The 22,235-nt window shown below is 37.1% G+C and carries 17 protein-coding genes; 12 read left to right on the top strand and 5 right to left on the bottom strand.

Annotated features, from left to right (window positions below):
• Nucleotides 1-34: 34 nt before the first annotated feature.
• Nucleotides 35-448, top strand: coding sequence for a hypothetical protein (locus GQN54_RS10160; RefSeq protein ID WP_160633428.1), 414 nt, complete (start codon nucleotides 35-37; stop codon nucleotides 446-448).
• A gap of 125 nt (nucleotides 449-573) precedes the next feature.
• Nucleotides 574-1,434: a lysylphosphatidylglycerol synthase domain-containing protein gene (locus GQN54_RS10155; protein ID WP_160633427.1), complete on the top strand. Its 861-nt coding sequence runs from the start codon at nucleotides 574-576 to the stop codon at nucleotides 1,432-1,434.
• Here the strand turns inward: GQN54_RS10155 and GQN54_RS10150 are convergent.
• From GQN54_RS10150 to GQN54_RS10140, 3 genes are all read right to left on the bottom strand, one after another.
• Entirely contained in the window at nucleotides 1,421-3,082 is a 1,662-nt protein-coding gene (locus tag GQN54_RS10150) for an ArnT family glycosyltransferase (protein ID WP_160633426.1), read from the bottom strand. The two genes, GQN54_RS10155 and GQN54_RS10150, sit on opposite strands and share 14 nt — an antisense overlap.
• A 212-nt stretch (nucleotides 3,083-3,294) precedes the next feature.
• A complete protein-coding gene (locus GQN54_RS10145; RefSeq protein ID WP_160633425.1) occupies nucleotides 3,295-4,224 on the bottom strand; it encodes a leucine-rich repeat domain-containing protein in 930 nt (309 codons plus the stop codon).
• A gap of 77 nt (nucleotides 4,225-4,301) precedes the next feature.
• The gene (locus tag GQN54_RS10140) at nucleotides 4,302-8,759 is read right to left on the bottom strand and encodes an alkaline phosphatase PhoX (RefSeq protein ID WP_160633424.1); all 4,458 of its coding nucleotides are present in this window, start codon (nucleotides 8,757-8,759) and stop codon (nucleotides 4,302-4,304) included.
• Between the two features lie 178 nt (nucleotides 8,760-8,937).
• Between GQN54_RS10140 and GQN54_RS10135 the strand changes: the two genes are divergently transcribed.
• The 10 genes from GQN54_RS10135 (at nucleotide 8,938) to GQN54_RS10090 (ending at nucleotide 19,401) form a co-directional block, all read left to right on the top strand.
• Nucleotides 8,938-9,654 (top strand): TIGR04282 family arsenosugar biosynthesis glycosyltransferase, encoded by a 717-nt coding sequence (locus GQN54_RS10135; protein ID WP_160633423.1) that lies wholly within the window; start codon nucleotides 8,938-8,940, stop codon nucleotides 9,652-9,654.
• Between the two features lie 50 nt (nucleotides 9,655-9,704).
• Complete coding sequence (locus GQN54_RS10130) at nucleotides 9,705-12,941, top strand: SusC/RagA family TonB-linked outer membrane protein (protein WP_160633422.1); 3,237 nt, start codon at nucleotides 9,705-9,707, stop codon at nucleotides 12,939-12,941.
• Between the two features lie 9 nt (nucleotides 12,942-12,950).
• Nucleotides 12,951-14,402, top strand: a complete 1,452-nt coding sequence (locus GQN54_RS10125; RefSeq protein ID WP_160633421.1) for a SusD/RagB family nutrient-binding outer membrane lipoprotein — start codon at nucleotides 12,951-12,953, stop codon at nucleotides 14,400-14,402.
• Between the two features lie 3 nt (nucleotides 14,403-14,405).
• Nucleotides 14,406-15,767: an SLC5/6 family protein gene (locus tag GQN54_RS10120; protein ID WP_160633420.1), complete on the top strand. Its 1,362-nt coding sequence runs from the start codon at nucleotides 14,406-14,408 to the stop codon at nucleotides 15,765-15,767.
• A gap of 333 nt (nucleotides 15,768-16,100) precedes the next feature.
• Entirely contained in the window at nucleotides 16,101-16,922 is an 822-nt protein-coding gene (locus GQN54_RS10115; protein ID WP_160633419.1) for a metallophosphoesterase family protein, read from the top strand.
• A 199-nt stretch (nucleotides 16,923-17,121) separates the two neighbouring features.
• Nucleotides 17,122-17,580 (top strand): hypothetical protein, encoded by a 459-nt coding sequence (locus tag GQN54_RS10110; protein WP_160633418.1) that lies wholly within the window; start codon nucleotides 17,122-17,124, stop codon nucleotides 17,578-17,580.
• Nucleotides 17,581-17,586: 6 nt separating this feature from the next.
• Complete coding sequence (locus tag GQN54_RS10105; RefSeq protein ID WP_160633417.1) at nucleotides 17,587-18,474, top strand: tetratricopeptide repeat protein; 888 nt, start codon at nucleotides 17,587-17,589, stop codon at nucleotides 18,472-18,474.
• Nucleotides 18,475-18,538: 64 nt separating this feature from the next.
• Entirely contained in the window at nucleotides 18,539-18,832 is a 294-nt protein-coding gene (locus GQN54_RS10100; protein ID WP_160633416.1) for a type II toxin-antitoxin system HigB family toxin, read from the top strand.
• 1 nt (nucleotide 18,833) lies between these two features.
• The gene (locus tag GQN54_RS10095; protein WP_160633415.1) at nucleotides 18,834-19,190 is read left to right on the top strand and encodes a helix-turn-helix domain-containing protein; all 357 of its coding nucleotides are present in this window, start codon (nucleotides 18,834-18,836) and stop codon (nucleotides 19,188-19,190) included.
• Between the two features lie 4 nt (nucleotides 19,191-19,194).
• Complete coding sequence (locus tag GQN54_RS10090) at nucleotides 19,195-19,401, top strand: hypothetical protein (protein WP_207554871.1); 207 nt, start codon at nucleotides 19,195-19,197, stop codon at nucleotides 19,399-19,401.
• Nucleotides 19,402-19,628: 227 nt separating this feature from the next.
• On the opposite strand, the gene GQN54_RS15525 is transcribed toward GQN54_RS10090, so the two are convergent.
• Nucleotides 19,629-19,763: a hypothetical protein gene (locus tag GQN54_RS15525; RefSeq protein WP_262885864.1), complete on the bottom strand. Its 135-nt coding sequence runs from the start codon at nucleotides 19,761-19,763 to the stop codon at nucleotides 19,629-19,631.
• 3 nt (nucleotides 19,764-19,766) lie between these two features.
• Entirely contained in the window at nucleotides 19,767-22,223 is a 2,457-nt protein-coding gene (locus tag GQN54_RS10085) for a PIG-L family deacetylase (protein ID WP_160633414.1), read from the bottom strand.
• Nucleotides 22,224-22,235 lie beyond the last annotated feature (12 nt).

The following is a 22,235-nucleotide window of genomic DNA, read 5'->3' as shown; positions in this document are numbered from 1 at the left end:
ACATTTAGCGTCCATTTGAAATAATTTTAGTGCGATGAAAATAATACTGAAAAATATATTGGCCGTTGTGATAGGCTTATTTGTTGGAGCTACTGTAAATATGGGATTGATTAACATCAGTGGATCTATTATTCCTCCCCCAGCAGGTGCGGATACAACTACGATGGAAGGCCTTAAAGCTGCTATGGAACTTTTTGAGGCCAAGCATTTCATTTTTCCTTTCTTGGCTCATGCTCTTGGAACTTTAGTTGGCGCCTTGTTAGCTGCACTTATAGCAGGAAGCCATCAGTTAAAATTTGCAATGGTCATTGGTGTTTTCTTCCTTATTGGAGGTATTACAATGGTTTTTCAAGTGCCTTCTCCCTTGTGGTTTAATGTATTAGATTTGGGAGTTGCATATTTGCCAATGGCATGGATTGGTTGGAAAATAACCGGTAAGGGGCGATAGTCAACATTTATAATTATTTCTACTGTATCAAATTCCTGAATAAGACATTGTTTCAATAGTTTTATCATTGGGAGATTGAGTATTTCTTATTTTAAATAAATAAGTTTACACTTTTTAAAAGCAAAATGGCCGAATCTAAAAGCAAGAAGATATTAAAACTCATACTTAAGTTAGTTCTCAGTGTGGTTGCTATTGTTTTGATATTTAGAAAGATAGATATAGATAAAGTCGTTGAGCACTTTGCAAACGCCGATATTTTATATTTGGTTTTGGCGGTTTTTTCTTTTTTCGTCTCAAAATTAGTTGGAAGTTTTCGAATAAATAATTTGTATAAAACTCAGGGTGTTTTTTTAGACAATTGGGTCAACTATCGGCTCTATTTAGCCGGTATGTTCTATAATTTATTTATTCCTTTAATCGGTGGTGAAGGCTATAAAATCATTTGGCTTAAAAAGAAGTTTGATATCAAAACTAAGAAGTTGGTATGGGCTTCATTGTTGGATAAAGTGAGCGGTATAATGGGGCTTACCTTTTTAGTTTTAATTCTTGTCAATTTTATTTCATTTGAATTTGATTACAAGTGGATTTCAATTCCATTGATAGTACTAGCTTATTTAGCGCATTATTTCGGAGTTTTCTTGTTTTTCAAATCTTTTCTGCCTTCATGGGTGATTACAAGTATACAATCTATAGTGGTTCAGTTTTTTCAATTGATGTGTGCTTTTTTAATCTTGTTGTCTTTAGGAGTTGGGGCCGAAATTGTCGATTACTTATTTATTTTCCTAGTTTCATGTTATGCCTATGCTTTGCCAATGTTGGGAGCAAGGGAGCTGGCATTTGTTCTCGGTGCAGAGTATATGGGGCTCAATATCGATTTGACTTTAGCTATCGGAATAATATTTTACTTGAGTTTAGCGATAAATTCGATTGCAGGAGCTTATTTTATGTTTAAGCCGATAGAAAAAGAAGGAGCTAAACTTCTATAAATAAAATCTTTTGATCATTAGTGTCTATAAACTCATGAAGGAGAGTGTACTCTTTGTCTCTTAAAAACCACTCATAAGCAAGATATAATCTACCTGGAACAATTTCTGTCGTAAACTCAAATGGCTCATTCTTTTTGAGAGCGTAATAATAGGGTATTTCATAAGACATATGAGCAGGAATCTCGGTTGTAACCTCTGAAAATTTGAAGGGACCAATAGATGCATCTGAAACTAACAATATCGAAAGTCCTACGAATTGCACACTTCTTTCTTTTGCTATCTCAAGAACGATGTTCATCTCGGATTTAATATTCGTTTCTGAATGATCATCAAGAAATGGTGGATAGATAAAGTTGACTCCAACTCGCAGGAGGGCTATAGCCATAATAAGCAAAAGTAGTCGGTGAGAGGTTAATCGGGCGTAGAAATATGAAATGCCAAGAAACCCTATAGCTAAAGAAGTCCCTAAAACTGCTGCATTCTCAACCAAATTGGAGACTGGAGTAAAAATAAATGCGATAAAAGCAATGGGTAGTATAAAGAGGATTACGCTAATTATCTTTTCGAAAATAGCCGTCAATTTAGGCATTTCATCTTTTCTTTTCTCGTAAAAATAGGCGAAGAATAAGATAATAAAAGGGAAAAACATATAAACGTATCGATTCTTAAAATCTCCTGTAAACCAATATAACGGTAGATTAAATAGGACGAAAAACAGAGAGAATGATAATAGCGGATTACTCTTGATCAAATCATAGTTGCCTTTTTTAAAAAGAAAAGGAATCAATAAGGAAGAAGGGATAATTAAAATAAGGATTTGGAAGGGGACGTTTATGATTCCAAGTATGGTTTTACTGATTGCTGTTTCCATCCCCGTTCGCTGAGAAGCCTCTTTAAACAGACGAACCATATAGGCTATTGCATCACCATCAGAATTATAAGCAAAGAAATATCCACCACAAATTACTAGAAATAATGCCCCTCCTACAAAATGTTGCCATCTAAATAGAAGTCTTAAATCTTTATATAGGACTGCCATAGCAATGATAGTAAGCCCTTGAAAGGCTATAGAGGGAGGGCCTTTTGTAAGTGTACCTAAAGCTGCAAAGAGGTAGGAAGCTAAAAACAAATACAAATACTGTTTACGTTGATAAAAAATAAACAAGCTCATGATTTGAAGGAATACCAATAAGCTAAAGAATAAATCAATTTCTCCACTAAAGATTGTACCGTAGAAGATTAATTCAGCGGCTACTATATATAATAGGGCAGAGTATGTTGCGGCATTTTTTCCTATAAATGGTTTGAAACCAAAAAACATTAAAATCCCTATTAAAAGGTGAGATAGTAATGACGGAATTCGTGCGACCCATTCGGCATTTGAATCAAATGCTTTCATAAAAACAATTTGCACCCAATTGAAGAGCGGAGGTTTATTAAAGTAATCCCAATTGTTAAGCGTAGGATGAATGTAATCACCAGAAAAGATCATCTCCATACTAATGGCAGCTCTTCTTGGTTCCTCAGCTCGAAGAGAGATTTCTCCTAAGTTGTAGCAAAAACCGAAAGCTAGAATTATAAGCAATAGTGCGATTATTATTCTGCGGTGATTAAAAGATTGAAAGGGAGGGTTGTTTGGTTGATTCATATGGATGTCGAAATTATAAAAAAAATGACCACAATATGAAATGATATTCAGTTTTGAGAAAAGTTTAAGACCTTCTCAAAAAAAAAGAAGTAACTATTGAATTTCTTTTAGCCTATTTTACTTTGAGAGAAGCAGTGTAAATAAAAGTCGCACCATCCATAAACGAGAGTGTAGTTTTCTGTAGTTTTTTTATAGATGATGCGACTAAAAATTTAGAACCGGATATCGGTATTGGGTAAAGCACGTTTTATTCTTGCCTTTTCTTCAATGGAGAATTCGTTTCCGACTAGTATTAAGGTTTTTAGGTTGTTCAGTTGTGCAAGGTTTTCAGGAAGAGATGTCAACTGATTGTTTCCTAAATTCAATAAATTCAAATGACGCAATTTGCAAATGTTTTCAGGAAGTACTGAGATTTGGTTATCTCTCAATGAAAGTGATTTTATCGATTTAAGTTTTTTGATGTCTTCAGGTAACGATTGAATTTTGTTATTGTCTAAATTCAAATCTTCCAATCGCTTTAAGCGACACATTTCTGGCGTAAAATTCACAACTTTATTGTTGGCTACATTAAGTAAATTCAATTGCTTCAATCGTTTTATAGAACTTGGTAGGGCGGATAGATTGTTATCATCTAGTTCCAATGTTCTTAATTGTTTTAAATTTCCCATAGATTCTGGTAATACCGTTAATTCGTTTTGAACCAAATGAATAATTCTTACTTTCTGAAGTTGACCAATTTCCTCCGGCAAAACCGTAAATTGATTTCTAGAAGCATTTAATACTTCTAATTCTTTGAGTTGACCAACTGCTGCAGGTAATTCTTTCAATTTATTTTGTCTGAAAATTAATTCGGTCAGTTCAGTACACTCAAAAATAGCATCAGGTAAAACGGTCAACTGGTTTTTCATCAAATTCAAAAACTTCAATTCTTGAAATTGATTAATGCCTTCAGGAACCACTGCCAATTCCTTATTTCTCAAATTTAAAACTTCCACTTTTTCAGTAGTTTGATTAGCTTCTTCTACTGAAAAGTAAATGTGTGTTCCCGCTTTGTCTCTTATGTAGTGTGGCTCATCTTTGTCTTGAGCGACCAAATTAAAAGAGAGTGCTGCAATGGCTGTTGTGATAATTATCTGTTTCATTTTTGTAAACTTTATTTACTACAAAAGCAAGGTGAGTTTCCCCACCTTGCTCGGTTTCCTATTTTTAAAGGAGATTGTTAGTTTTTAATGAAAAGCTTCGTTCCCACTTTGTTTTGGCTTCTCACTCGAATCAAATAAGTCCCTTTTCTTTCAGAAGAAAGGTCAATCTCATAAGATCCGGTTTGATTGAAGTCTTGAATAACTTGTTTTCCAACTAAATCTAAAATTTCAACATCAAATGCATCATTCGATTCAATCAATTTCAATGTTGTTCTACCGTTTGAAGGGTTAGGAGCTATGGTCATTGAATTGCTCAAATCAAATGATTGTAATCCAACAGTCCCAATAGCTACAACTTGTCTAACAGTATCTCCAATACAAGAAGCAGCATTTGTTTCAACTACTTTTAAAGTACCTGAACCGATGGTTGCTCCCCAAGTAACAGTCACACTGTTCGTGTTTGCTCCTGATGTGATCGTTCCATTGGTCACTTCCCAATAGTAAGTAGAACCTGATGTGTTGGGAACCAAATAGGTTTCAACTGCATTTACAGAAGAATTAAAGTTTCCTGCTATCGCACCAGTATTTACCGCTGCAGTCAGTGAGCTGTCATATGCTGCAAGTGATGTATTGTAAAATTTGTTTGGATCCTCATTATATTCAAATACCGATACGTGATACATGGTGTTTTGCTTTAGTCCTTTTATGGTAATTGCAGAGTCAACTCCGTCATAAATAACATAGTTGTTAGCACCTAAAACTGAACCATTACCTAAAGTGTTATCAGCAGAATAAGTAAATCCGTCTTGTGGTAATGCATCTACTTTAGCTGCTTCTTTAGCTACAACCAATCTACCATTTCCATTACCTTTAGTAAAGCTCAAATCGATTGAATCACAAGTAGCAGTAGGGAATGTGAAATTACTTGCAGCCATTGTAGGAGCGTAGTTTCCTAAGAATTCTTTACGCGCAATTACTAGAGTTGCACTTACATTCATTCTTACGGTATCTCCTTTTGCATCTATTTGGTAAGTGCTACTATTGCTTCCACTCGGGTGCTGAACAGACACAAACATAAATTTATTGTCAGGAGTAAAAGTCATTCCACATGGCTCAGAACCTGAAGGTAACTTTGCAAATAAGTCAACTTTTGGAGAAACTTGAGTATGGTTTGGAGTCACCATCCAAATGTGGTTTCGGCTTCCATCTTGTAATACATAAAGGTTCCCTAAATTATCGAAACATAAATTGTCATTTCCTGAACCCCAGTTTTCTGCTGCTATACCGTTTCCATAATTGATTAGGTAACTAGTTGGGCCTCCTACAAAAGTTTCAAAAGCAGAGATGCTAGAATCGGAGTCATCACTGAATCTGTATACTCTAGAATATCCTTTAGAAGTAAAATAAATTTTTCCATCTACTGTTCCAATTTCAGCATCTTCAATCCCATTGAATGGGGTAGCTCCAAGACTTAAAGCCAAGGATCTTGTTGAATTTCTATCTGCAATGGTTGAGTTAGGTATTTTAATCCATTTACCTACTTGTGAGTTAGGCTCTCCGTTTGTTAGACCTCCAGTCAATTGTAATGCATAAAGTGATCCTGTAGATAAATCACCAGGAGAATCTGCTACAAATTTGTATAAACAACCAGAGCCAGCATCTTCACCTTCATAAGCAGTGATGCTATCATTGGCAACAGCCACATTCTCATGACTCATTCTACCCATCGCCCATAGTTTTTCTTGTTTACCTGGAGTGCCGTATTCTTTTACTTTTCTAGTAATTGGATCAATTTCTATTTGCCAACCCACATCTTGGTAACCATCGTTATTAGCGTCACCAGCACTTGTAGACTCTTCAGAAGTAATAATTGTTCCCCATGGCGTTATTCCACCTGAACAATTTCGAGTAGTAGTTACTAAATCGTTGTTGTAGAAGTCAACGGCTTGAGAAGAATCTACAACCCAAAGTCGAGTGGAGTCATTGTACCTTACATCTAAAATAGAAACTCCACCTGGAGAGTTTTCATGATTAATGGCAACAAATCCATCAACACTGCTTCCTGCTCTAGGAACAAATCCTGTAAAGTCATTATTGCCAGGAGCAGTATTTCTAACCGTTTGATTCGTGTATGCATCTCCTTGTTCAATCAAAACTTGGAAAGCATGAGTTGAAGGAAGATAAAAGTCAGGTCCTTGACCAGAAGGCAACAAAGAAGTATAACAGGAGATGTGGGTATCATTTGGTCCCAAGCAGGACTTTCTTGTATTTACTTTTTCTAGTATTTCAAAATCAAAAGTTAAATCAGAACTGCTTGAATCTCTTTGGTGCAGCTCAACAGCAATAATGTTTACACCTTGGTTGAATACACTTTTATGAACTATAGTTGGATAGAAAAGATCTTCATCCGATCCACTTACGATAGAAGTAGATTCTGTTTTATAATTTACAGCACCTGCTGGCATATTTGAACGAATAACTTCTGTACCATTAACATAAACAATAGCTCCATCATCTCTTCTCAAATTTAGAATCAATGAATCTACAACTGTATTAAGGTTGGTGATGTTAAATCGCTTTCTGAAATAGGTGGTAATGTATTTATTATTCGCATCAGGACCATAAGAAACGACGGTATTGGTGTTGGTATTATTATAACCTAAAGCAGAAGGACCGTATGCCCACGAAGTATCGTTATAATTCAACGCTGTCCAATTAGAACCTGTTAAATCAGAACCATTGTCTAAATAGTTCCACTCATCACCGCTTAAAATTGGAAAATTGGAGATGGCCATTGGAGGTAACTTTCCATTTACTTCCATATCAAAGCTAAGGTCTGAGCTAGTTGCATCTGCTTGATGTAATTCAACTGCAATAGTATTTAAGCCTGGAAGAAGAGTATTATCAACGGTGTACCTATAATAAGTTGTTTCATCAGCTCCACCAACTGTTGAAGAGGCAGTGGTGTCAAATCCAATTAAACCAGAAGGCATGTTGGAGCGAAATGCTTCAACACCGTTAATGTAGACAACAACTCCATCATCTCTCAATACATCAAATATTAGAGAATCGTATTGTGACGTATTTGCTCCATTAAATGTGTGACGTAAATAGGTGGTGATGTGTTTATCGTTTGGATCAGTTCCGAAATCTACTGTTGTTGTATTTGGGTTTGAATATCCCAAAATGGCATCTCCAAAAGCCCAAGAAGAATCATTGTAGTTGTTGGCAGTCCATGCAGTTCCTAAGTCTAATCCAGAGTCGTTGTATTTCCATGAAGAGTTTCTCGCAATCGGAAAACTACCATTGACATAACTATTAGGAGCTAAATATTCTATGATTAACTGAGGAGCTGCAATTCCATCAAATGACTCTGCAGTTCTTTTTCCGGTATTTCCTGTAAAACCAGGAATCGAGATCACTGCAGGTTGAACCATACCAAAGGCGATTGGGTTTCCTGCAACCCAATTTGATTGATTTACTCTATCTTGTACTAATACTTTTAAATTCGGTGTTCTTTGGTCCACTCCATTGCTACCAACAGTTCCCCAAGCTGCTAAATTAGTCCATAGTATGGTATCAACTGTACTATAGGTTCTTCCTGCAATATTGTTCACTGAGTTTAAATAAGTGGAAGGGTTTACTGCATCTTCCACAAGTATAGCAACATCCACATTTCCTGTAGTAGTAACTTCGTCTACTTGAAATTGAATGTAGGCATTTAAAATTGTTGACCCTTGAGGGATATTTATTCCTGTAAACCTTAAGCCCATTGCTTGGTCATCGTTTTCTGTGGTGATTTCTATGTCTGAACTAGTAATATCCATTGCCCCGGAAACTAAACTTTGCTCCGCATCATCAGAACTAGAAGCAATTGAAAAAGTAGTTTGTTGAGGTAGTGAATAATAAACAATCAGCTCTGCCGCTTCAGCTCCGTTAGTTCTATAAGCTTCAGCAGTTCTTGTTCCTGTTCCAGTCAGTAAGAATGTAATTGGGTTCCCTTGATTCCATCCTGCTCTCTGCATCACTGCATTCAACAAAATGGAAACATCTGGAGTTCTTTGATCTAAAGTAGCTACCTGAGCAGTTCCCCAAGCAGGAATATTTGTCCAATTTACACTAACAGTAGTATTTGTTCTAGATGAAATGTTAAATGGAGTTGCACTAAATGTAGAAGAACTATCCACATCTTCTGCCTTTATCAATACAGAAGTAGCTCCGTTGTCTAATTCATCAACAGTAAACTGAATAAATGCAGAATCGATAATGGCATTTTTTGGAAGGTTTAAAGAAGCAAATCTTAACCCTACAAATTGATCCCCATCAGAACCATCATTGACTAATTCAATGTCGGTACTAGTAATGTCAATATCCCCTGGGATCGTTCCATTTGCACCTTGTTCCTCGGCATCGTCGGTGTCAGCCGCAATTTTGGTCGTTAGCATCAAATTTCGTTGTGCTATCGAAGTGTTGAATAAACCTATTCCTCCAATAAGGAAGGCTATTTTCAAGACACTTGTCATTTTCTTTTTCATTTTTTTCTTTTTTGGTTTTGTGAAGTTGCTTTGAGATCCAAAGGTCATCCTCAAGTGTTCAGTTGATGTGCCGATTATTTTAATTGTAGATTAACAAAAACAAGTCAAGTTAATTTAGTGTTAGGAGTTGTTGGAAAGTCTTTTTTCAGACAATCCGAAATTCAAAAACTTACGTACATTGTCGTACGATTTAGATGAAGTGAAAAAGGACTCCTTAATAAATAACACGGCTATTTTATTCTTTGATCATTCAAAGAAGCAAGAAGCTACGCTTAGGTTAATTGCTCCTCGGATAGATTCGAATGCAGTAAAAACGGTGTTGGGCAGCTTGCGAAAACAAGCACTTTCTTTAGCGAACCAGACAAATTTTCCTGTTTTTGAATTTCATTCTGAAGGCGAGAAGGAATTTGGTTTAGAGCTTTACGAAGCATATCAGTCTATCTTTTCGCTAGGGTATAACGCAGTAGTTGCTATTGGGAACGATTGTCCGACTTTAGAGGTCGACGATATATTATTGGCGGCGAAATGTGTTTCTAAAGACCACTTGGTGTTGGGGCCGGCACTCGACGGAGGCACTTATTTAATAGGCATTCATAAAGACACATTTAGTCAATCTCAATTCTTGAATTTGGATTGGCAACAGCCTTCCTTATTGCATTCTTTCGATGATTTTGTAAAGGAGAACAACAAGAGTTGTTTGCTATTGTCTCCAAAAGGCGATATGGACACCCCTGAAGAATTTAGAAATGCATTTCATTCGCATATCGCTTTTCTGGATTTTGCTAGATCTATTGTGGCCTCTTTTCAATTCCAATTGTTGGAGCTCAAAAAGTGTATCCTTCTTACTTTCCCTCATTTTCAATTTTCATTGAGAGGACCTCCAGTAATGATGTAATATAACAAGTTTTTTAAACCAATTTATTATTCATTATTACTAATTCATGCATGAGAAAAATTACTTTTTTTCTAGTGGCATTATTTTGTATTGTTACCGGATTTTCACAAGATCAGTCTTTTACAATACGCGGTAAAGTCATTGATACCAAATCCAATCAATCGCTTCCAGGAGCATCGGTCATTCTAAAGGGGACGACTAATGGCGTTTCTACTGATGCTAATGGGGCGTTTTCTATTACTTCTAATCAAGATATCAATACATTAATCATTTCATTTATTGGATATGCGACTCAAGAAATAAAGGTTCAGGCTTCTACGCTGATTGATCCGATTCAGGTGAGTCTATCACCAGATGCGAATGAATTAAACGAAGTGGTGATTACCGCCTTGGGCATTCAAAGCGAAAAGAAAAATTTAGGATACGCCATTCAAACCATAGACAGCAAGGAGGTTTCGGAGGTAAAATCGCCCAATTTTGTTGACAATCTAGCGGCAAAAGTAGCTGGGGTTTCTGTGAGTCAAGGAGCTACAGGAGTAGGATCTACATCTAAAATTACCATTCGTGGGGAAGCTTCTTTCACTAATAATAACCCTTTGTTTGTAGTGGATGGAACACCAATCAATAACAATACAGTCATTCCATACACCACAGATGCTGCGGCAGGATTTCAAGAAATTGATTTCGGAAACGGTGCTATGGAGGTGAATCCTGACGACGTGGAATCGGTATCGGTTTTGAAAGGACCAAGTGCTGCTGCATTGTATGGAACACGTGCTGCAAATGGAGTAATTTTGATTACCACCAAGGATGGTTCTAAGTCAGATGGATTTGGCGTGAGCTTTAATTCTTCCACCAGTATAGAACGTGCATTTAAGTTGCCCGAATTTCAAAATACTTATGGACAAGGTCGTCAAGGGCAGTTTGAATATGTCGATGGTTTAGGTGGCGGAATCAATGACAATATTTCTTACGGTTATGGCCCTCGATTAGATAATGGTTTTTATACACCTCAATTTGATAGCCCCGTTTATTTGGCTGATGGCTCTGTTGTCAGAGGGGGAGATGTGGCAGTACATGGTGGGGCACCAATTACGCCTACTGAGATGAAATCGTATCCCAATAATTTGAAAGATTTCTACGAAACAGGTTATACCTCGATTAATAATTTGGCCATTTCGAAATCCTTTGATAAAGGGAATATGCGTTTGTCGTATACCGATTTGAGAAGTAAATCCATTATCCCCGGTGTGAATTTAGATCGGAAAACGTTGGCCGCAAGAATGGGCTTAAATGTAACAGATCGAATGAAAGTAAACACTTCCATTAATTATGTGAATTCATCGAGCGACAACCGACCTTCGAATGGTTATGGCTCTGAAAATGTGAATTATTCATTGGTTGCATGGGGACCACGATCGTTGAACATAGATGCGCTGAAAGATTATTGGCAGCCAGGCTTGGAGGATGTACAGCAGTATTCTTTCAACTATACCTATTTCGATAATCCTTACTTTATTCTGAAAGAAAATACCAATTCTTTTAATCGAAATCGATTGTTTGGAAATTTGAGTGCCACTTATCAAGTGGATGAATATTTAAGTGTTGCTGTTCGATCTGGATTGGATTATTCAGCGGAACTGAGAAAGTTTAAAAGAGCATACAGCACCAATCGCTTTTTGCAAGGAGCATATGCAGAACACCAAGTGGGTTTTAGAGAAATGAATTCAGATTTGTTAGTGAATTATCAACGAAAGTTCAAGAATATTTCAACCGACTTCTCAGCGGGAGCCAACCGGATGGATCAGCAAGCGACGACCACCCAAACTCAATCGACCAAATTGGCCCAGCCCGGAATTTATAGTTTAACCAATGCTGCTGCGCCTATTCAAGTGTTTCAGGCGGACAATACCAAACGAATCAATAGTGTCTATGGGGTAGCAAAGTTTGGATATAAAGATTATTTGTACTTAGATTTTTCTGCTAGAAACGATTGGTCGAGTGCGTTGGCAACGGTCAACTCTATAGCCAATACTTCCTTCTTCTATCCTTCGGTGGCTGCAAGTTTTGTGGTTTCCAATTTGATCGAAATGCCCAAACAAATTTCATTTTTGAAGGTGAGAGCGAATGTGGCGCAAGTAGGAAACGATACAGATCCATACCAAACGGAAGGAACATTTTTACCGCAAGTGAGTTATGGTGGATTGCCCACTTTAAGTGATCAAGCTACCATTGCCAACTCTAATTTGAAACCTGAGCAAACGACCTCTTATGAAGTAGGTGCGGACTTGAGTTTCTTTAATAATCGTGTTCGATTGGATGCGACCTACTACAATGCGTTGACTGAAAATCAAATTATATCCTTGCCAGTTTCCATTACTTCAGGTTACAACCAAGAAGTGGTGAACGGAGGTGAAGTTCGCTCAAAAGGTGTGGAAATAATGTTAGGATTAACCGTGATTAGAAAAGAGAATTTTGAATGGAGAACTAATTTCAACTTCAGTAAAAATGTATCAACAGTTGAAAATTTGCCGCAAGATGATGGTCGATTAACGTTAGGATATTCAAGTGTGTATGATAATATCAATCAGCGAGTTTGGTTTCAGGTAGAAGAGGGTGGAAGAATTGGCGACATCTACGGAACGGGCTATAAAAAGACTTCAGAAGGAGATTTTATAGTAGACAACAACGGAAATTTTATCGTTGATAATACATTGAAAAAGTTAGGAAATTCGAATCCTGATTTTATTTTAGGGATAAGTAATCAATTCCAATACAAAAATTGGGACGCGAGTATTTTATTGGACTGGCGACAAGGTGGAATAATTGTATCTAGAACACTTGCGTTGGCTGGTGTTGCCGGTCAGTTGAAAGAAACGGAAGACAGGCCAGTTGACGGAATAGTAGTGGATGGAGTTGTAAATGTGGGCACGGATGCAAATCCTGTTTATGAGAAAAATACCACAGCCATTTCTGCTGAAAATTATTACATCCAATACTACGATCGGAATCATGAAGAGAACAATACTTATGATGCTTCTTATTTAAAAATTCGTGAAGTGACGATTGGTTATACTTTCGATACCAAAGGAAACAAAGGGTTGTTACAAGAAGGTAGAAATTTAAGAGTAGCACTTTTTGGTAGAAATTTATATGCTTTCAGTGAAATTCCACACTTTGATCCTGAGCAGTTGGCTGTCCAAGGAAATCAATTTTTAAGTGGAGTAGAGGACATGTCTTATGCCACTTCTAGAAGCATTGGAGTGAAAATAGGGTTTAATTTTTAAGCGAAAAACATGAAAAAGATAAACTATATAATTGCTGCGTTTAGTGTTTTGATGCTATTCGCTTGCACCAAAGATTTTGAAGAAATTAATACCAATCCCAATGCGCCAATTGATGCACAACCCAGTTTGTTGTTGCGTCAGGTCATCTATAATTATGGCGAAGAAATGAGCTATGAAGGATTTGTGGCGGGAAATTTATTGGGACAGAATTTGTCGATGATTGATTTCAATTTATTCGATCGACACAATTTAAGTTCGCCACAATTGGGCGGCAATCCCTGGCCGGTGTTGTACACGAATTTGCGTGACAATCAAATCATTTTACAAAAGGCTTCAGAAAGTTCCGCATTCAAAGTGTATGAAGGGCCTGCTTTGATACTAAAGGCATACATGGGAGCTGCGTTGACAGATATTTATGGAGATGTTCCATTTTTTGAAGCACTGAATGGAAAGTCAGGAAACACCACTCCAAAGTACGACAGCCAAGAAGCCATTTATACTGCCGATGGTGGAATTTTGGATTTATTAGATCAAGGAATTGCAGCGATAGATAACTATTCAGGAGCGGCTCGATTGGAAGGAGATATTTTGTTTAGTGGCGATTTAGCTTCTTGGACGAAGTTTGCCAATTCTTTAAAGATTAAATTCTTGATGCGCATTTCAGATAGAGTAAATGTAGCAACAGAATTGCAAACCATTTTTGCCGCGGGAAATTACATTCAATTCAATGTAGAAAATGCGACTTATGATTTTACATCAGGTCCACCGAACAACTTTAGGATGGCGACTTTGCGTTCAGGTGATTTTAATCAATATGTGATGTCGCTGACGAGCGAAGAAATTTTGAAGAGTCTAAATGATCCACGGATAGAAGTGCTTTTTAGACCCCGTTTTGGCGACACTTCAGGTACGACTCCTTATGTTGGAATTTTAAATGGCCCCGACCTTTCGAATACCATTTCGGTAGCAGACTATTCATTGCCTGGAACCATTTTTAGAGAAAATACAGGAGTGTTGGATGCGAACTTTATGACCGCTTGGGAAACTACTTTTCTATTGGCGGAAGCAGCGCAAAAAGGATTGATCGGAGGAAATGCACAAGGATTGTATGAAGCAGGCGTTCGTCAAGCTTTTGAATATTGGAATACTACTTTGCCTGCTTCGTATTTGACGACTGATTCCGCTGCTTTTGGTGCTTTCGGAGCTGATCCTTTGGAGCAGATTGTTACGCAAAAATGGATCGCCAATACCATCAATGGCTATGAAAACTGGATAGAATTCAGAAGAACAGGTTTTCCTAGATTAAAAACGGTAGCTGCGAGTTTGAATAATAATTTAATTCCCGTAAGGATGCCTTACCCTAGTGGAGAACAAACCTTGAATAGCGCTAATTACAATACAGCGGCAGCTTCAACCAACGGGAATAGTGTAAATGTAAAAACATGGTGGGACGCCAATTAATACATGAGTGATCTCTTAATTTATCAGTGGATTTTAGTCATTTTGTTTGGCTTGATCCTCTTTTTCATCTCTCCGTTAGCGAAGAGCAAGGAAATTTTTTTCCGAGCTTCTTCGGCCAATGGGAAACTGCCTGGCTTTTGGCTATTGACTTCTAGTTTGGTGATTTCTTGGATTTTTGCCAAGTCCATAACCAATGCAGCCAATTTAGGGATGGAGTTTGGAATGGTCGGTGGAGTCGCTTATGCCACTTATTATTTGTCTTTTATAGTGGCAGGTTTTGTCATTTACTACATGCGGGTAAACGGTGGTTTTGAGAGCATTCACCAGTTTCTCCGCAGTCGTTTTGGGAGCAATGCCATTCGGCTTTTTTCTTTGTTGATTGCCTTTCGAATGTTCAACGAAGTATGGTCGAATACGATGGTGATAGGAACCTATTTTGGCGACAAAGGAACGTCGGTTTATTTTACGGCAATTATCGTTTTTACGTTATTGACATTGGCATACGCACTAAAAGGAGGCCTTCGGAGTTCGCTGATAACGGACATGGTGCAAATGGTACTTTTTGGTTTATTGTTGTTTGTAATTTTAGGCATTTTGTTGCCGAGTTCTGAAGCTACCGTTACCGAAACCATTGGTTCAGGCGAATGGACGTTAGCAGGCGGAGTCGACTTATTATTGGTGGCTTTGCTGCAAGTATTCAGTTATCCTTTTCACGATCCTGTAATGACAGATCGGGCGTTTATTGCTGCTCCAAAAGTGGCTTTGAAAAGTTTTATCGCTGCGACCTTTATTGGCGGAATTTGCATCATTCTATTTTCGTGGATTGGGATCTATGCGCAGCAAAATGGACTCGAAGGGCAAGCAGCTGTTGAGGTTAGTAAAACCTTTGGAGTCGGAATGATGCTGTTGATGAATTTCATCATGATTACTTCAGCTTCTTCAACATTGGACTCTGCTTTTGCCTCTTTTTCGAAGTTAATTGCAGTGGATTTGAACTTTGGAAAAACCATCAATATCAGTTTAAGTAAAGGTCGTTTGGCCATGATTGGATTAACCGTTTTGGGAACTATTCCCATCTTTTTAGGTCCAGAGATTTTATCAGCAACAACGATATCAGGAACCATGGTAATAGGTCTAGCGCCAGTATTTATTTTGTGGAAAGTCAAAGCGCCTAGGCTTTCATTCTTCCTATCTGTTCTTGGCGGAATTGTAATCGGAACCTTATTTGCTTTTGATTTATTACCAAATAATTTAGCCATCGGAAGTGGAAAATATGCAGCCTTACTAGGAGCCAATTTATGGGGTAGTTTGATTTGTTTGGGATTATATTTGTTACCCATTCTATTTTCAAAAAAGCATGAGTAAATAGTGTTAATGTTAAAGCAAATTGTATTAATTATTAATAGTTTAACAGTGTATTTGAGTTTTGGATATTTGAATTGTAATTTAGAGTTTTAAGACTGTCACTTAGAAAAATGGATTAAAATTCGAAGAATTTCCATAGAGAAACCGGAAAGCTTCGAAGGTGGACCAAGAAGATCATCCGGCTGAACTTAGGGAATTCAAGAATTTTCATTCATTTTTCTAAAGGCTGAGCTTTTTGTTTTACTTTTTGCTCACCAAAAAGTAAAGTAAAAGGAAAAAACACTAAAGTCAATTGGAATATAAAAAAGTTACCCATTCTATTTTCAAAAAATCATGAGTAAAACCCAATCCATTTCAATTTCAGGAAACGCTATTTTATTGTTCGGTGGAGTGTATAGCAACTTGCAAGCACTTGAAAAAATGAAAGAAATTGCTGTAGCAAAAGGATTTACGCCAGGTCGAATTATTTGCAATGGCGACATTGTCGGTTATTGCGCGCAGCCGGAGGAATCCTTGAATTTTATCAAAGACTGGGGAATCCATTCCATCACAGGGAATGTAGAACAACAGCTGCGAGAAGGCCAAGAGGATTGCGGTTGCGACTTTGAAGACGGAACCCGCTGCGATATTTTTTCACGACAGTGGTATCCATATGCTCAGCAGAATGTCAGTACTGAATCGGTCGCTTGGTTAGAGCAAATGCCCGATTTTTTAGAATTTGATTTTGCCGGTAAAAAAGTAGCTGTTGTGCACGGTTCTAAAAGCCATGTTTCTCAATTCGTGTTTAAGTCTACTCCATGGAAAGTGAAGCAAAAAGAATTTGAATTGACAAAAGCTGATGTTATTATTGGAGGGCACTGTGGATTGCCTTTCCAAGATAAAAAAGACGGATTCTTGTGGATAAACCCAGGCGTAATAGGAATGCCAGCCAACGATGGACAAACCGATGTTTGGTATGCGATTTTGTCATCAAATGAAGGAGAGTTAAAAGTAGAGCATCATCACTTCTCATACGACCATTTATTAGCGAATCAATTAATGACCGAAAAGGGATTGCCAGCTTCTTATGCCAAAACATTGTTGACTGGAATCTGGGACAATTGTGATATTCTACCTGAAGAGGAGACAAAGGCCCAAGGGAAAGTTATAATGTAGCAATTGTTTTATGTAGAAATTTTTCAATAGGAAAATATAGCAATGATTTTTTGTGAGATTGGTAGTTAGAATCAATATTGTCTTAGCGCCCATTGTGTAAATCTTTGTGAATTTTGCGATTAAATTATGGTTTAACCTTCATTCACAATAAGTTTCAAATTAGTTGGTTTTATTTGTTTCAAATTAATTTAGCTAGTTCATGAAACGATTGTTATTTATTTCCTTTTTATATCTATTCTATTTTCAAAATGCGGCAACAGCACAAGACCAGTTTAAATTGTGTGATGGTGTAAGAACAATGCCCTACTATCATCCTGACATTACGAATACCCTCAATTTTTATGACATCAAAAAGCATTTCAGGGCGGATTATCCAGAAGCGAAATTCAAAAAGCTTTCGTCCAATTCAGGATTAATTGCTATTCAATTTAAGATCAACTGTAAAGGAGAAGTTGGTGATTATCGACTTCAACAGTGCGATTTGAATTATAGATTAACAGAAATGGATACAGCTATCACCGATTATTTCATGTCGAAAACGAAAGAATTAAAAGACTGGAATTTAGGAAAGGATGAGAATGGATTGATTGTCAACAGTCATAAATTTTATTCCTTTAGAATTGTCAACGGAGTTCTCACAGAAATCTTACCTAAATAAATAGCCATGAGAAATTATAGTTTAACTGTAGCGTTATTGTTGAGTTTGATTTTTGGATGTAAAAGCCATGAAACAGACGATGAAATGCTAAGTCAAGAAACTAAAGATTATTTAGATACGGTACTTTCGTATGTAGATAGTTTTCCTGTGAACGATGGTTCAGCGCTCGCCAATTTAGGGTACCGCGCCATTTATTATGGCAGGAATGAAATCGGAAATGAATTGATTCAATTGGGGATTTCTAAAATGGATTCCATTACTGGAGACCAATTAAGAGGGCTTTCAGTTCAGAATACCAAAAACGGCAATTATCGTCAAGCGATAGAATTATTAGAAGAAGGTATGAAGTTAGACCCAGAAACAGTCTCCCGATATTATGGTTGGTTGCTGTTGTATTACTACCGAGATTATGAGAAAGCATTAGAGATATTAGAATTACACGATTCATATACACCTGATTTTAATGACGCTCCAATGGGAGAAGATATTCACTATTTAAAAGGGTTGGCTCACTTTCAGTTAATGCACTATGAAAAAGCCAATTCCGAGTTCGATACCTACATTTCTCATCTTGGAAATACTCACGGAGAGGACTTTGTTGATGTTTATACATTTGTCCAAAAAGGTAGAAGTTTAGCTCAGCTCAACCGAAAAGAAGAAGCGCTAGCTGCTTATGACAAAGCGATACTTTATGCACCTTCCTGCACAGAAGCATTCTATTTTAAAGGGTTGTTGTTGGCAGAAATGGGACAAATCGATTTTGCCTGTATTCTATTAAATACCGCTAAAACATTATTGGCAAAAGGCAGTAAAAGCTCCGACAATTATGTAGAATATTTTCATGAAATCTATTGGCAAGATATTGACGAAGCGATAAAGAAGTTTTGTGAGTAGATTGATAATGGAATAAATTCCCAATTCGGTAACTTTTGTTATATTTGTAGTAAATTGATTTTAGGTGAGGGTAATTTCCAAGAAAATTCTGAGAGAATTCTGGCTAAAACATGCTGATAGTGAACAACAGCTTAAAGCTTGGTTTAGAGAAACTGAGAAAGCAGAATGGAAGAATATTAATGATTTAAAATACGAGTATCCAACTGCTAGTATTTTAAAAGACAACAGGATTGTATTCAATATCAAGGGAAATAATTATCGTCTGATTGTTAAGTTCAATTTTGAGTTTCAAATATCTTGGATAAGATTTATTGGGACTCATGCAGAATACGATAAAATTAACGCTAACGAAATTTAAGATGAAAATTACACCAATAAGAAACGAACAAGATTATCAAGAGGCATTGGAGCGATTAGAGGTTATTTTTGATTCAAAGAAAGGGACAGACGAGGGCGATGAATTAGAAATTTTATCGATACTAATTGACAAGTATGAAAATGAGACTTATCCAATTGATCTTCCCGACCCTATAGAAGCTATAAAATTTAGAATGGAGCAAATGGGAATGAAGCAAAAGGATTTAGCTGAAATTGTTGGTTTTAAAAGTCGAGTAAGTGAGATTTTGAATAGAAAAAGAAAGCTTACAATTGATATGATTCGAAAATTAAATACGACGCTTCACATTCCAACTGATGTGTTAATTCAAGACTACTAGATTCATGAGCAAAGACATCAAAAAGGAAATGCGAGAACGCACTCACCAAGGTCCTAAAAATTGGAAAGGGCCATTTTATGTCAATGCATCAGACCCAAGATTGATGGTTCCAAAATATCAACCATTCATGGGGTGGACGCTTAACTTTGGCAATAAGTATTTGTATTTATTACTGATTGCTGTTGTTGGGATTGTGGTTATGTTTGTCTAAGGCTTCACTTCAGCTAAGCTCAGTGTGAACTTCACCGCTCAGCCTGACAAATTAAGATTGACATTTCGTTTGTTGAGAAAAATTGATTTTAGTTAAAACTTAAACTCTTAAATTAGTTTTATCAAATACACGAATGCCTTTGTCATCCTGAGCTTTTTGAGTTAACATTGAGCTGCGTCGAAATGAAGGGTAAGCAAATACATTGCTAAATTGATACTTTAACCCATTTAAGCGTAACTCAAAGTCATCCACGTAAAAAACGCAATCAACGCCAATTGAAAGCAAATAATAAACACATACAGCTTATTCCAATTACTGAAAAATGGAGGGCCTTCTTCTAAAATCTCTGGTTGTTTTTCCATGGTTTACTTTTTTCCTAATCCAATAATATTCGACATCAAACGGTAAGCACCTGGCACTGCTGCAGGCAACTGTCTGAAGAACGAGATTCCGGTGTATACAAAATGACCTTCGCCATATTTCGCAACGATTAATCCACCTTCAAGAGCATCTTCGTCAGGATCATTCCATGACAAAATTGGGGTGAAATTCTCGTCCCATTCGTCTGCAAAATACAACCCTCTTTCTTGCACCCAACCATCAAAATCTGCTTTAGTCAGTTTATTTGGAAAGTTAAGCACTTCCGCCTTAGGATCGATGAAAGTTACTTCAGCTTCTTCTTTCGTCACACGCTCTCGAGAAATTTGAAATTTGTATGGTCCTATATCTTCAGTCACCAAACCTCTATTGGTGTTGTATTGCACGATTACATTTCCGCCATTTTTTACATAATCATTCAAAAATAAATTGCCATTTTTCAACGATTCCGTAGTGTTGTAGGCTCTAATTCCAACAATTATAGCGTCAAAAACGGATAAATCGACAGCGTTTAAATTGTCAGCTTCGATTAGTTCAACAGTATATCCAACCTCTTTTAAATTGTTTGGAACTTCGTCTCCACTACCCATTATGTATCCGATTCTATCGCCAGCTCTTTTAAAGTCGACCTTCACAACTTTCGCAACTAAAGGGTCAAAAAGCGTTTGATATTCAATGTGATTGTATTTAATCAATTGCTCAGACTTCATTTCAGAACCATCTGATAGTTGGATTGAAAGATCGCCAATACTTCCACCTTTGGGAGGAGTAACGATGAATTTAAATACCTGCTTTTGTCCTTTTTCAGCGATGTTGTAATCAAACTGAGAAGCCGTTGTTTCCCAACCTTTAGGAATCGTTAAAGTTGCTTTTCCAGTGGTATAGTTTTCATGTGCTTTGATAATCAAGCTCACCTCTTTGGGTTGCTCATCGGCAAATAATAGAACATTGCTTGAAAATTCTCCCGTTGCTTTAGGAGTCACTATAAATCGTCGATAGATTTCTCCTTCCACTCTGTCTGTCCACTTATAAAGTAGGGGAGTAGAGTAGGTGAAAGTCGTTCCGTCAAAGGTCAATTGATAATCTAAATTCACAGCAGCTGGACTTTCAGGCAACCCGATCAGTTCTTGCTGATCTACTCCAAATACACCGAAGTAAGGAGATGTCAACCAATATGGCTGAGAAATTTCTGAAGGAGCTTTGATGGTAAAATCCTTCTCGATTAACTGATTTTTCGGCAATTCAATTTGGCCTTCAACATTTGAAAATGTTGCTTTGACAGCTGCTCCATTTCTGTTGATCAATTGTGCAGAAACTTTCACTTCGCTATTTTCGGTTCCACTAAAATCTTCTGCTATAGCTTCTACAAATACACCAGAACAGGTTTTGATGATGTCCTGAATGTCTGCTAATTTCTGAGTGGCATGAGGAGTTAAGTTTTTATTCGCTTTAATGGTATTGTACAATTTCACCAATCCTGCAATGGATTGTTGAGGTTGGTTGGGTTTGAAATTCGCAATAATGGCATCAATTTGAGCCTGAATTTTATCGCCACCTTTAATGGTTTTCCAAGAAGTATGAACACCATCAAATAAATCATTGGTTGCTTTTTCTCCTTCTAAGTGATATAAATATTCTAAGTTTTCTCCACGCTGCATTGCTGCTCCAAAACCTTGACTTCTGTGTGAACTTCTACTTTTTGCAGCAATTTCTCCATTTGATTCTCCCAATAAAGGGCTGTAACCACCGGCATCCACTACAAAGTATTTGTCATTTCCTGCAGCTTCTTCAGCAATACCTTTGTTCCACCAGTTGGAAGCATTCCAGTACAACCGTTTTACTTGCCAAGTGTCTACCAATTTTAGTTGCTCCGGATAGGCATTTTCGTCGGCAGCTAATTTGAATGCTTCAATGGCAATCATCGCAGAAGCGGTGTGATGTCCGTGACCAGCTCGCTCGTCTGGTGGAAATCGAGTAACAATTACATCAGGCTTGAATTTTCGAATCACCCAAACGGCATCCGCTAGAATTTTATCTTTTTCCCAAATTTCAAAAGTTTCTTTGGCAGTTTTAGAATAACCGAAATCCACTGCACGGCTAAAAAACTGCTCTCCACCGTCAATTTTTCGAGCTTCTATTAATTCTTGAGTTCTTAGTAAACCCATGGCGGCACCTTTCTCTGTACCAATTAGATTTTGTCCACCATCTCCTCTTGTCAATGACAAATAAGCAGTTCGAGCCAATTTTTCATTGTCCAACCAAGTGATTAAACGTGTATTTTCATCATCAGGGTGAGCCGCCAAATACAAGGCATTGCCTAAAAAGTTCAGTTTCTTCAATTCCAACTGAATCTTTGAAGAAGAATAAATATTGGACTGGGCAATACTGCTAAATCCGATAATCATCAATACAATAGTCAGTGAAAAGAGAGAGCGATATTTCATAATAGTTACAAT

The organism is Acidiluteibacter ferrifornacis, assembly GCF_009909615.1.
Classification (GTDB): Bacteria; Bacteroidota; Bacteroidia; order Flavobacteriales_E; family Vicingaceae; genus Acidiluteibacter; species Acidiluteibacter ferrifornacis.
The sequence above is the reverse complement of the archived record's forward strand: the minus strand, read 5'-3'. Positions and strand labels throughout refer to the sequence as shown.